8 protein-coding genes are annotated in these 13037 nt (G+C 66.5%); 5 read left to right on the top strand and 3 right to left on the bottom strand.

Going from position 1 to position 13037, the window contains the following annotated elements:
- Positions 1-29: 29 nt before the first annotated feature.
- A complete protein-coding gene (locus tag BJQ90_RS20025; protein ID WP_226761940.1) occupies positions 30-2573 on the top strand; it encodes an MMPL family transporter in 2544 nt (847 codons plus the stop codon).
- 83 nt (positions 2574-2656) lie between these two features.
- Here BJQ90_RS20025 and BJQ90_RS20020 read toward each other — a convergent pair whose 3' ends face one another.
- Genes BJQ90_RS20020 through BJQ90_RS20010 form a run of 3 tightly spaced genes read right to left on the bottom strand, consistent with a single transcriptional unit; the run spans position 2657 to position 4496 of the window.
- Positions 2657-3610 (bottom strand): hypothetical protein, encoded by a 954-nt coding sequence (locus tag BJQ90_RS20020; protein ID WP_226761932.1) that lies wholly within the window; start codon positions 3608-3610, stop codon positions 2657-2659.
- Positions 3607-4332 (bottom strand): cytochrome b N-terminal domain-containing protein, encoded by a 726-nt coding sequence (locus tag BJQ90_RS20015; protein WP_226761931.1) that lies wholly within the window; start codon positions 4330-4332, stop codon positions 3607-3609. Before BJQ90_RS20015 ends, BJQ90_RS20020 begins: the two co-directional genes overlap by 4 nt.
- Positions 4329-4496: a hypothetical protein gene (locus BJQ90_RS20010; RefSeq protein WP_226761930.1), complete on the bottom strand. Its 168-nt coding sequence runs from the start codon at positions 4494-4496 to the stop codon at positions 4329-4331. Before BJQ90_RS20010 ends, BJQ90_RS20015 begins: the two co-directional genes overlap by 4 nt.
- 876 nt (positions 4497-5372) lie before the next feature.
- On the opposite strand from BJQ90_RS20010, the gene BJQ90_RS20005 reads away from it, so the two are divergent.
- The 4 genes from BJQ90_RS20005 to BJQ90_RS19990 all read left to right on the top strand — a co-directional run bounded on the left by BJQ90_RS20005 (position 5373) and on the right by BJQ90_RS19990 (position 12976).
- Positions 5373-7847 (top strand): phosphatidylglycerol lysyltransferase domain-containing protein, encoded by a 2475-nt coding sequence (locus BJQ90_RS20005; RefSeq protein WP_226761929.1) that lies wholly within the window; start codon positions 5373-5375, stop codon positions 7845-7847.
- Between the two features lie 1008 nt (positions 7848-8855).
- Positions 8856-10151 (top strand): alpha/beta hydrolase, encoded by a 1296-nt coding sequence (locus tag BJQ90_RS20000; RefSeq protein ID WP_226761928.1) that lies wholly within the window; start codon positions 8856-8858, stop codon positions 10149-10151.
- 157 nt (positions 10152-10308) lie between these two features.
- Positions 10309-10986 (top strand): Maf family protein, encoded by a 678-nt coding sequence (locus tag BJQ90_RS19995; protein ID WP_226761927.1) that lies wholly within the window; start codon positions 10309-10311, stop codon positions 10984-10986.
- 214 nt (positions 10987-11200) lie between these two features.
- Positions 11201-12976: an acetyl/propionyl/methylcrotonyl-CoA carboxylase subunit alpha gene (locus BJQ90_RS19990; protein WP_226761939.1), complete on the top strand. Its 1776-nt coding sequence runs from the start codon at positions 11201-11203 to the stop codon at positions 12974-12976.
- Positions 12977-13037: the final 61 nt, after the last annotated feature.

The following is a 13037-nucleotide window of genomic DNA, read 5'->3' as shown; positions in this document are numbered from 1 at the left end:
CGCCACCCCTTCCCCAGATCGGCACTGACATGGCACTTTTGCTCTACCGCCTCGGCAAGTTCTCCTACCGTCACCGCTGGCTCGTCATTTCCGTCTGGCTTGCCGTCCTGGTCGCCGTCGGTGGCGCGGCAGCCGCCTTCCACGGCACCCTGTCCAACAACTTCCAGATCCCGGGCACCGAAACCCAGCAGATGGCGGACAAGCTCAAGCGCGAGCTCCCCTCGTCATCCGGCGGTTCCGCCAGCGTGGTGTTCGAAGCCAACGACGCCCGGTTCAGCCCGGCCGGCCAGGAAGCCGTCACGGCTGCCCTCGCCAAGCTCAAGACCCTTCCGGAGGTCCAGGGCACGGTTGACCCGTTTGCCACCCAGGCGCAGCTGGACAAGGCGGCCACAGACCTCGCCGCGGGCAAGGAGCAGTCCGCTGCCGGCAAGGCCCAGCTGGACCAGGCTGCCGCCGACCTCGCCGCAGGAAAGGCCAAGATCGACGCTGCCGAACAGCAGATGACGGCCGCCGGACTACCGCCCGCTGCGATTGAGGCACAGCTAGGCCAGCAGAAGACAGCACTCGCGGCAGGTCAGGCCAAGATCGACGCCGGCACCACGGAACTGAAAGCCGGCGAAGCCAAGCTGGCCCTGGGCACCCGCCAGCTGGAGGCTTCCAAGGGCCTCCGCTTCGTCTCCGAGGACGGCAAGGCTGCGATCGCGCAGATCCAGTTCAAGACCTCCATCAACGGGCTCAAGCCCGAGGTCCGCCAGGAAGTCCAGGACATCGTCAAGGAGGTTTCCGCCGCCAACGTGACCGCGCTGCCCAGCAAGGAAATCAGCGAGGACATCTCCGAACTCTTTGGCACCGCCGAGATCCTTGGCATCGCCGTGGCGGCCCTGGTCCTGATCATCATGCTCGGGACCCTCGTCGCCGCCGGGCTTCCGCTGCTGATGGCCGTCGTCGGCGTCGCCGTCGGTGTGGGCGCCACCTTCGCCCTGAGCGGGGCCTTCGACATGAGTTCCATCTCCCCGATGCTGGCGCTGATGCTCGGCCTCGCCGTCGGGATCGACTACTCCCTGTTCATCGTCAACCGCCACCGCGGGCAGCTGCTCTCCGGCATGGACCCCGAAGAGTCCGTGGCGCTGGCCACCGGCACCTCGGGCAATGCCGTGCTTTTCGCCGGCCTGACCGTCATCATCGCCCTCGCTGCCCTCGTCGTCCCGGGCCTTCCGTTCCTGGCCGTCATGGGACTCTCCGCCGCCGCCACGGTGGCCGTCGCCGTCGTCGTCGCCCTGACCCTGACCCCGGCCGTGCTCTCGCTCGTGGGCCGGAAACTGATCTCCAAGCGGGCCTGGGCCAAGGCGGACAAGCACAATGCCGCTCCGGGCCACGAAACCGAGGACCACGCCAAAGACGAATACCGCAGCAGCCACGGCTGGGGCGGCATCGTCACCAACCACCCGTGGCTGGCCCTGCTGGCCGGTGTGGTGCTGCTCAGTGTCCTGGCGCTCCCGGCCAGCCAACTCCGGCTCGCCCTGCCGGACGCCAGCTCCGAGCCGGTCTCCTCGCCGGCCTTCAAAGCCTACGACGTCACCAAACGGAGCTTCGGCGAGGGGATGACCGGCCCAATCATCGTGGTGGGCGACCTCCCCGCCGGACTCAGCGAAGCCGATGCGAAGGCCAAGCAGTTCGACGTCGCGGACATCCTGCGCGGGACCCAGAACGTCAGCGCCGCCGTGCCGCTGGCCCTTAGCGAGGACCGCCGCACCGCGGTGTTCCAGGTCATCCCGAACGAAGGCCCGGCCAGCGCCAGCACTGTGCAGGTGGTCTCCGAACTCCGCGCCGAAAAGGGCCAGATCAAAGACAGCACCGGCGTCAGCATCGGGCTCACCGGACAGACCGCCGGGAACGTCGATGTGTCCACCAAACTCGGTGACGCACTGCCGCCGTATCTGGCGATCGTGGTGGGCCTCTCGCTGATCCTGCTGCTGCTTGTGTTCCGCTCCATCTGGGTGCCGCTGCTGGCCACCGGCGGATTCCTGCTCTCGCTCGCTGCCGCCTTCGGCGCCGTCGTCGCGGTCTACCAGTGGGGCTGGCTGGGGACCATCTTCGGCGTCGAGAACCCGGGCGCCGTGCTGAGCTTCCTGCCGATCATCCTGATCGGCGTGCTGTTCGGCCTGGCGATGGACTACCAGGTGTTTATCGCCTCGGGAATGCGCGAGTCCTACATGCACGGCGAACCGGCCAAGCATGCGGTCCGCTCGGGCTTCAGCCACGCTGCCGCCGTGGTCACCGCGGCTGCGATCATCATGGTCAGCGTGTTCTCGGGCTTCATCTTCTCGCATCTGAACATGGTCCGGCCGCTCGGCTTCGCGATGGCCTTCGGTGTCCTCATTGACGCGTTCGTGGTCCGGATGACGATCGTCCCGGCCGTGATGTACCTGCTCGGGGAGAAGGCCTGGTGGCTCCCGCGCTGGCTGGACCGCATCCTGCCGGACGTGGACGTTGAAGGCGCGAAGCTGCGCAAGCCGGCCCGCGCCGCAGCTGCCTCACCCGAAGCTGAGCCTGAAACGGTCGCCGCACGCTAGCGTCCGCCGTCGGCACGCAACTGCCCGCTGATCACTGGATCGGCGGGCAGTCTTGTGTCCGGCGCCCTGGCCTGCCGGCAGACTCAACGATTGCGGTAGTAGTCCTTCCAGACCAAACGATGAAGAGGGATCTTCCGTGGCAGCGACCTGAGACCGGGGATGAACGGCAGGAAGGTCAGCAATGCCGTGAGCACGAGCATCGTCACGACGACCAGGGCGTCGGCATTAGCTGCGGACTTGAACGGTTCCACCTGGTAAAGGAGCGAGAAGAGCCACAGCCAGGACTGCCCCGGAGTATCGCCGGTTTCGTTCATCACGCCCCATTGATCCCCGGAGAGGTGCTGGCTTGCCGCAAGACCAGGGAAATAGCTGCCGTCTCCCAGAAACAGGAGGCTTCGCGTGTAGTCCGTGTTGTAGAAGTTTCCGCCGTTCTGCAGCACGCCGTCCAGACTGCCCTGGCGGGCCATGTCCAGCAATGCCCCGGTCAGCGCCGGGGCCGGGCCGTAGTCGCCGTCGGCGACCTTGGCGGGGTCGTTGTCGGGAGCAGCAGCAAGGGCGATGGAATAGGCAGCTGCCCAGTCCGAGCGTTGCTGGTCGGTGGCGGCCGTCCAGAGTGCCAGGTCGGCTGGCGGCGACGGCAGCGTCGCCAGCGGGGCGATCACGAAGTCGTTGCCGTTGTCGACCGGAAGGCGGACGCCGGAGAGGCTTTGAAGGTCCACGGGGCCGATCTTCTGCGATGCGTCCGGCGTTGGGTTGTAGGGCGGCCCGTAGCCCGCGCTATCGCTGGTTCCGGCAAGTTCCTTTGTTGCGGTGGCAACGAAATCCGCCGGAGCGGCCGTGGCCCACGCTTTGAGGCTGACGCTGGGCTCATCAGGGGACCCGAAGATGGCGGAAACGCCAAGCACGAGCAGGCCGACGACCACGACACCGATGATCAGTTCCTTGATCAGGTCATATTCGCGGACGCTGCCCGTCCAGGGCCGGCTGGCAAGGTCGTCCGTCTTCCGCCAGGAGATGCTGCTGCTTTTCCGGGTCATCGCACTGCGTCCCGGGATTCGGTGGACTCCGGAGATTGGGTGGACTCCGGGCGGTGGTGAAGCAGCTGGGCGTCGGACTCCGCGGCCTCAAGCGGCGGTGCAACGCCGTGGACCCGGACCAGCAGGACATGCAGGACCACCACCGCACCTACGGCCAGGGGCAATAGCGTGATGTGCCAGGCGAAGAGCTGCCCGACGTTGGCCACATTGAACCAGGCGCCTACCCCGACCGCGTTCAGCGCATCCTTGGCTTCAAAGGCAATCCACTGGGAATCGAAGTTCGTCTGGAGCAGGTACCCGGTGAAGGCCGCCACGATGGAAACGACAAAGGAGAGCACTCCGGTGATCCAGGTCAGGACCCGGCCCCCGCGCCAGGCCGCCATCCAGAATTTCAGCCACAGGTGCACCACCATGAAGATGAAGAAGAGTTCCACGCTCCACAAATGGGTGCTGTTGACGAAGCTCCCCAGCGAGGACACGTGATACCACTGGGGTCCGTTCAGTCCCAGCACGATTCCGGAGATGATGATCCACAGCAGGGAAGCGATGGCCCCCATGCCGAAGACGTACGCCCAGGACGCCACGTAGCTTGGCTGGTCCTCGGGCAAGAGCTTGTCCGGAGGAAGCTTCTTCAAGAGCCACTGGCGGGCCCTGCCGGTCCAGGTGTGGGCGTCAGTTTCATCGGCCGGTATCCCGGGCCGCGGTGTCGCGTGGGCGCTCATTTCCGCCGCTTCCCGCCGGGAAAGGGAAGGACCAGGGCCAGAACGAACAGGATGATCATCACGACGATCACTATCAGGTTTCCTGACTGGATCGTGAAGCCGTCCCAGCCAAAATACGTTCCGTCACCAACCGTGCCAAGGCTTGCTACTAGCCATCCAGTCATGGGCTGCTCGATTCTCCGTAGGATCCCCGTTCAACTCCACCACGGGCAAACATCCGCTGACAGGGTCTTCCGCCCCCCCGGCCAAGCCCCCGGGCCGATCCGCGAGGGACCGGAAGGTCAGCCCCCCGGACACCTACGAGAAGCTCGGCTGGTTTTCCCAGCGAACGTCAAGGTTCCCCCACTCATAATGGACCGAAGCTCCGGTCAACCGCTATTTGACCGGAGCTTCGCCATTTGTGCGGGGTATCGCGCGGCGCCTCATAAAGTCCGGCGGCCGTAAACCACCCCAGCCCTGCCGCTCCCGCGCGTCGATCGCGGTTGATGCTCATGGTGCTCCCAGCCAGGCATCGGAGAATGAAGGAATGTATTTGGTCGAAACCAGAGCCTGCGACAATCATCCGCGCATTCGTATCCGGTTGCGGCGGCTGTTCCTTGTCGGCATTCCAGAGGCGCGTCCGCTGCTGACCCCAGTTTCTCTGAGTGTGCTGCCTCCGCGACGTCACCTGATGCTTCCTCTCTGAAGCAGCAGCCGTGATTGATCCCGAATTGGTGGATTTTGCGTGCGCTCCGGCCGCTCCACTATGAATATGATGCACGAAGTCGACACCTCGATTTTGGGCCGTGAGCCTGTGGACCACCAACCTTCGGGCACCTTCTGGAGCGCGTATTGATGCCGACCCCCTGAAAGGAAACCTCTTGCCAGTGCTGCCGCCGGATCAAGCGAACTCGGCATCGTCCGGCCCGAGGCTCTTGAAAATACTGCGTGCCGCGCCGGTGACGGTGGGGTTTGTCCTGGCCTTCTGGGCTGCGGGTGCACTTTCGTCCAGTCTCATCACCGGCCCGACCGGACCCCTCCGGCCACATGTGGCAGCGACGGTGAACTCCGTGCCCGGCCACTGGTGGGCGCTGCTGACCTCCGGCCTCTGGGCGCAGAACCTGGCCGCTTACCTTCTGGGAAGCGCCGTGGTTTTCTCCGTCGGCCTGGCTTTTGAACGCCGAATGGGTAGCTTGCGGTTCGCCGCGGCGGCTCTTGTCCCCCAAATCCTCGGAATTGCGGCCGCTCTCGGGTTCCTGGCCGTCGCACGTCAGACGATGGGGACCTGGACCCAGGAAATGAGCGGGCACGTGTTCCTTGGCCCCAGTGCACTGATGACCGGGGCGACGATGGCGGGGACGGCGATGATGCCGACCCTGTGGCGGCGTCGTGTCCGTCTGGTGGTCTTCGCCCTGCTGATACTGCTGGCTCTCTACAGCGGCGGATTCGCCGACCTTGTCAGGCTCGGCGCCGCAGGTACCGGCACCCTCCTTGGCCCGGTACTGCTCGGCAGACGTCCCCGGTTCGGCCGTCCTGTGAGCTCCCGGCATGAAGGACGCGTTTTGATCGCACTTCTGGTGGCGGTCTCGGCCATCGGCCCCGTCGTCGCCGGCCTGACACCGCACGCCGCCGGGCCCCTGTCGGTCCTGCGTTTTCTGTTTACCAACATCCAGCCCTTAGACCCGGAGACACTCCAGGGCCTCTGCGCCGACCCTAGGCAGGCCAAGGAATGCGCGGCCGCCCAACTGCAGCTGCGTGCCGGGGCCGGCGGCCTCTTCATGGCGATCCTCCCATCGTTCCTGTTGCTGCTGCTCGCGGATGGTCTTCGCCGTGGACGCCGCTTCGCCTGGGCCGGTGCCCTGCTGATCCAGCTGGCTCTGTCCGTACTGGCCGGCATCACCATTGCCGGTGTCCTCTACCAGGCGGCACCGGACACCGCCGCCGTCGAGGGAATCGCCACCATGGAAGCGTTGGGCTACTCACATCCAGTCAGCCTGGTGTTGCCGCTGTTGCTGCCCGTGGCCCTCAGCATTCTCTTGCTGATAGCACGGCCACTTTTCCAAGTGGCGGTACCGCCGGGCGCCTACACCCGGCTGGCGTCACAGGTTTTTACCGTCGGGGCGGTCCTCGGGGCGTTTTACCTGCTCGCGGGGCTGGCCCTCTCCGGCGGCTTCACGCCCGTTCCCGGAGCCGCCGAACTCCTGGCCGACATTCCGGACAGGTTCCTGCCACTGGGATACATGCTGGACGTTTCCCCGGCGTTCTTCCCCCAAAGCACTGCGGCGGTTCTGCTGTACGAAGGCATCGGCGTGATCTTCTGGGCCACGACTGCCGTCCTTGTCCTTAAGACGTTCCTGCGCCCGGCCCTGATCCAACACCATGCCGGCGCCGCCCGCGCGCGGGAAATACTCAAAACACAGGAGGGCAGCAACCTGTCCTGGATGACGACGTGGCCGGGGAACAGCTACTGGTTCTCCTCAACCGGTGAGGTCTTCATCGCCTACCGTGTCATCGCCGGGATCGCCCTGACACTGGGCGTACCTGTCGGGCCCGGGTCCCAGGGTAAAGCCGCATTCGTGGAGTTCACGCGGTTCTGCACCGGCCAGGGATGGACACCGTGCTTCTATTCCGTCCCACTGGACCTGCGCGACCACGCCGTATCCCTCGGCTGGGGGTCCGTCCAGGTGGCACAGGAGACCGTCCTGCCGCTGGACTCGCTGTCCTTCAGGGGAAAGAAATTCCAGGACATCCGCACCGCTATGAACAACGCCGCAAAGGCCCGGATACGCGCTGAGTGGACGACATACGCCACCGCACCCTTCTCGGTCCTGGCCCAGATCCAGGAAATCTCCGAAGAATGGGTGGCAGACCAGAAGATGCCAGAGATGGGGTTCACCCTTGGTGGCCTGGACGAACTCAACGACCCCGATGTCCGTCTGCTGCTCGCCATCGACGGCCAACACAGGGTCCACGCTGTCCTGTCCTGGCTGCCCGTCTACCGCAACGGCATCATCCAGGGCTGGACCCTGGACTACATGCGTCGCCGCAGCACCGGATTCCGTGCCGGCATCGAATTCCTCATTGCCTCCGCCGCGCTCCGCTTCAAGGACGAAGGATGCCAATTCATCAGCCTCTCCGGCGCGCCCCTGGCCCGGGTGAACCCGGACGAACTGCACCATCCCGCGCCTTCGGGCCCGGAGACCGCCGGCGGCCTGGACCGGCTTCTCGATTGGCTGGGTGCAAACCTGGAACCGGTCTACGGGTTCAGATCCCTGCTGGCGTTCAAAGCGAAGTTCCAGCCCCGCTACGAACCTCTCTACATGCTCTATCCGGACACTGCGTCGCTGCCCGCCATCGCAAACGCCGTCACCAGGGCCTACCTCCCCACCATCAACGTCGGAGAAAGTCTGGCCCTGGTCCGCCGCATGTTTCGCCGCCCCAAACGACCCCGGGCTGCCGCGCGCCGCAGCCTGGCGGCCGCCCCCGGCGCCAGGGACGCCAACGGGCACAACGGGCACAACGGGCACAACGGATAAGCGTCCGGGCGCCAGCGCCTGCGGCAATCTTCACGGACGCCGGTCCGAGGCCGGGGACAACGCGACGCGGCGCACGGCGTCACCCGCGGGTGCGTCCCGGTGACTGCCGGATGTCGATCAGGGCCGCGGGCGGCAGATACAAGTAGGCGTCGCGGGCTTGGAAACCAGATGCGTCTGCCGGTATCGTGACCGTGCCGCGCAGTCCGGCAGATGGGATCCCCGCTGGGGGCTTCCAGCTCTGCCACAACGCTGTCCCGCTCTGCGCCTGCTACACCGGGTTGAGGTTCGGTAAGACCAGTTGGCTGATCTGGTTCACGCCCAGCATGGCTCCCAGCGCAGGTTTCAGTCCGTACCGGGCATTGATCCCCAGCGGCCACTTTGCGCCACCAGCGTGACCGCCACAGTTTAACGACGGCGAGCCCCACGCCAGCGAACGCAACGATAACCAAGGTGCGGGTGTCAGCCTCCAGAGGCAGACCGAAAACGTTCAGGACGACTTCGCGGCTGAACAGGGTAGCGGCGCCTGCCACGGCGCCACCGGCCACTCCCTTGGCGGTGATAATCCATAAGCGGCGTCGTGGCCCGGCAGTCCCGTAGCGGATCGGGCCCGGCAACAGCACTGGGCGCACGAGCAGGTAGATCGCCGCCAGCGCGGAGAGAGCATAGAGCATAGCTGGCGTAGAGCAGTGACTGGTCGACGATGCGGAGGTTGAAAAGCTCTTCCATCCCACCTCCTTCTTTTTGGCATGGCCCGTGCTTTCAGCCCGCCCCCTTGGGACGGAAAGCACGGCGGTCGTCAGCTGCATGGGCTACCCGGGCTTATCTAGCACGCTGGTCATCACGGACGCTGGGGATCTGGATTCCCAGCCGGCAGCCATCTTCAGCCGCTATGATCAGCGGCGGGGACCGGACGGGAAGTCCGGGATTGGTAAAGCGGTGTCACCGCCCGGCACTCCGGAAGACGCATTTCCGGCGGGACGGCAGCCGCGCAAGCAGGCGGGAGGTGCCATGGGAAAATTCATTCTGGCTCTCAACATCATTGACGGGCCCTTGATCGTCGCGTCATATGTGCTCAGCGTCGCCCTCTGCGCCTTTCTCCTGATGCGGCGCACGCGTAAGCCGATGGCCATGACAGTACTCTCGGGCGCAGCCGGCGCCGCGGTCGGGGCCGTTGCCTTGCTGGTGGCGGAGCGGATCATGCACGCATTCGGCGGTCCCCTCGGGTGGCCCGTGCGCATCTGGGCCATGGCCTTCTTCGCCGGCCTCGGCCTCTGCGGCGCAAACCTCCGGGCCTCCGGCACCTGGCGCAAGGTGCTCGCAGCCGTGGCAGCTCTCACCTTCGCTGCCACGGCTGCCTTAGGAATCAACGCATATTACGGACTGAACGCGACCCTGGCCTCATTCCTGGGGGTCTCCCTCGCCCCGAGGATTGACTTGGGACCAGCCACACCCCATGCCGCCGCACCGCAGAAGCCGCTGTGGGAGACCTGGAAAGCGCCTGCAGGAATGCCCTCCGAGGGTTCAACGGCCCAAGTGGTCATCCCGCCGCAAATATCCGGATTTTCCTCCCGCCCGGCGGGTCTGTACTTGCCCCCGGCAGCACAGGTCCCCAACCCTCCGGCTCTGCCGCTGGTGGTTCTGATGATGGGACAGCCCGGCGATCCGGACCCCCAGCATGCCGCCGAGGTCCTGAACGACTTCGCCGCACACCATGACGGACTGGCGCCGATCGTCATCGTTGCCGACCAGCTTGGCGACCCCCTGGTCGACAATCTGTGCCTCGACTCACCCCTTCACGGACGTCCGGAAACCTTTGTCAACCGCGACGTGGTCGACTGGGCACGAAGCCACCTGAACATCATTGACAACCCGAAATACTGGACCATCGCGGGCTATTCCCATGGCGGCCAGTGCGCCATTTCCTTCGCCGCCAAGTACCCCTCGATCTGGGGCAACGTTTTGGACATCTCCGGGGAAGAATACCCCGGAGCCGAGAACCCCGAGACCAACCTCCGCGAAGTGTTCGGCGGCAACCAGGCGGCCTACGACGCCGAAAAACCAGTCAACATCCTGAAACAACAGAGGTTTCCCAATACCCCGGCCATTTTCACGGCCTCCACCGACGACCCCGTCTACCTCGAGGCTGCCCGTCATGTCTCGGCAGCAGCAGCTGCCGCGGGAATGGACGTCACCTATTACGAGGTCCCGGACGGGGGACACGGAATCGCGGCGCTGAACGGAGGCCTGAACAAGGGGTTCGAAGTCCTCTTCCCCCGGCTGGGGCTCTCCCAACCCGCCTCGTAGGCGCAAGCCGGCGAGCGACGGCGCACGGGCGCCCCCGCGTTCGACAAGCTCAAGCCCCACCCACAGCAACGCGGGGTCACCTAGCGCCCATAATCCGCCGCCGGATGGGCCGGAGGTGACCCCGCGTTGCTGTGCCGCGGTGAACTAGGCTGGAATGGTGACCCGCCTCATTCTTGCCTCCCAGTCCCCCGCCCGCACCAAGCTGCTGACCGACGCCGGCATCCGGCACGAGATCCTCGTCTCCGATGTGGACGAGGACGCCGTCCAGGCCCGCTACGGCGTGACCGACCCGCACGACACCGCCCTGCTCCTGGCCCGGGCCAAGGCCGAGGCCGTCGCCTCACTGCCCGAAGCCGACGGCGCGCTGGTGATCGGCTGCGATTCGGTCTTTGAGTTCGACGGCGAGGCGCACGGGAAGCCGTACACCGCCGAGGTCGCCCGGGAGCGGATGCTCCGGATGAGCGGCAGCAAGGGTGTGCTGCACACCGGCCACTGGCTCGTCGACTGCCGCGACACCGGGAGCTCCGATGAATCCGGGGCGGCTGGCTCCGGCGCGACCCTCGGGCACGTCACCTCCGCCGAGGTCCATTTCATGGAGATGAGCGCCGGGGAAATCGACGCCTACATCGCGACCGGGGAGCCGCTGCAGTGCGCCGGCTCCTTCACGATCGACGGCTACGGCGGGGCCTTCATCCGCAAGGTCGACGGCGACCCGCACGCCGTCGTCGGGCTGTCCATTTCCACCCTCCGCGGGCTGCTGGGCCAGGCGCAGGTGGGCATCACGGAACTGTGGACCAGCGGTGCTGCGGATCCCGCACTGCTCCGGGCCGAGTGAGCTAATTCGCAGAGCTTTGTAGCAACCCTACAAAGGCCGGGCGCTTTACGCGCGGAATCCGCAAGTAATATCGGCGGAACCCACAAAACCGCGCTAGGCTCCCTGAAGGAAAGAAGGAGACGCCTTGTCAGCAAATTCGGAGCAGTCCGCAAATCCCGTGCCGCGTTCAGCCCACGAGGGCACCGCCGTAGCCACCCCGCCGGGCACACGTCCTATGAGCAAGGTGCTGATCGCCAACCGCGGCGAAATCGCGGTGCGCATCATCCGCGCAGCCCGCGATGAGGGCATCGCCTCCGTTGCGGTCTACGCGGACCCGGACCGTGACGCGCTGCACGTCAAGCTCGCCGACGAGGCCTACGCCCTGGGCGGCAACACCGCCGCCGAGTCCTACCTCGTGATGGACAAGCTGATCGAGGTGGCCCACCGCTCCGGCGCCGACGCCATCCACCCCGGCTACGGCTTCCTGGCCGAGAACGCCGAGTTCGCCGCCAAGGTGATCGACGCCGGCATCACCTGGATCGGGCCCTCCCCCGCCGCGATCTCCGCCCTGGGCGACAAGGTCCAGGCCCGCCACATCGCCGAAAAAGTCGGCGCGCCCCAGGTCCCCGGCACCGCCGACCCGGTGGAGACCGCCGAGGAAATCCTCGAGTTCGTGGACAAGTTCGGCCTGCCGGTCGCCATCAAGGCCGCCTTCGGCGGCGGCGGACGCGGCATCAAGGTAGCCCGCACCCGCGAGGAGATCCCCGAACTGTTCGAGTCCGCCGTGCGTGAGGCCGTCGCTGCCTTCGGCCGCGGCGAGTGCTTCATCGAGCGCTTCCTGGATGCCCCGCGGCACGTCGAGACCCAGTGCCTCGCCGATGCCTACGGCAACGTGGTGGTCGTCTCCACCCGTGACTGCTCGCTGCAGCGCCGGAACCAGAAGCTCGTCGAGGAAGCACCGGCCCCGTTCCTCACCGAGGAGCAGAACCGCCGGCTCTATGAATCCTCCAAGGCCATCCTCAAGGAGGCCGGCTACCTCGGCGCCGGCACCTGCGAGTTCCTCGTCGGCCAGGACGGCACCATCTCCTTCCTCGAGGTCAACACCCGCCTCCAGGTGGAGCACTGCGTCTCGGAGGAAGTCACCGGCATCGACCTCGTCCGCGAGCAGTTCCGGCTGGCCCGCGGCGAGGAACTCGGCTACGGGGACCCCGAGGTCCGCGGCCACTCGATCGAGTTCCGCATCACCGGCGAGGACCCGGGCCGGAACTTCATGCCCGCCCCGGGCACCATCACCCGGCTCTTGAACCCCACCGGCCCCGGCGTCCGGATCGACTCCGGCGTGGAGCAGGGCGACGTCATCAGCGGCAACTTCGACTCGATGCTCTCCAAGCTGATCGTCACCGGCGCCACCCGCCCGCAGGCCCTGCAGCGCGCCCGCCGCGCGCTCGAGGAGATGGTGGTCGAGGGCATCCCCACCGTCATTCCGTTCGACCTCGCCGTCGTCACCAACCCCGATTTCGCCCCCGCCGAGGGCCCGTTCAAGGTCCACACCCGCTGGATCGAGACGGCCTTCGTCAACGACATCCCCGCCTGGATCCCGAACGGCACCGAGGCTGAAGCGGCCGACGCCGGCGAACGCCAGCGCGTCATCGTCGAGGTCGGCGGCAAGCGCCTGGAGGTCGTCCTCCCGGCGTCGCTGGGCACCGGAGGCGGAGCGGGCGCCGCCAAGCCGGCCAAAGCCAAGAAGCGTTCCCGCAACGGCGGCGCCGTGGCGGCAGCCAGCGGCAACGCCCTGACCTCCCCCATGCAGGGCACCATCGTCAAGGTGGCCGTCGTCGAGGGCGACCTTGTTGCCGAGGGCGACCTCGTGGTGGTGCTGGAGGCCATGAAGATGGAGCAGCCGCTCACCGCGCACCGCGCCGGAATCGTGATCGGCCTGTCCGCCGCCGCCGGCGAGACCGTCTCCGCGGGCGCCATCATCGCCCTGATCGAGGACGCGGCCGCCGAATAGCAGCTCGAAGGGCGGGACGCAGGCGCGCCTCTGGCGCCCCCGTGTCCCGCCCGTGCAGACT

The sequence above is a fragment of the Arthrobacter sp. SO3 genome, assembly GCF_020532825.1.
Lineage (GTDB): Bacteria > Actinomycetota > Actinomycetes > Actinomycetales > Micrococcaceae > Arthrobacter.
This window is presented reverse-complemented; position numbering and strand designations above follow the sequence as displayed.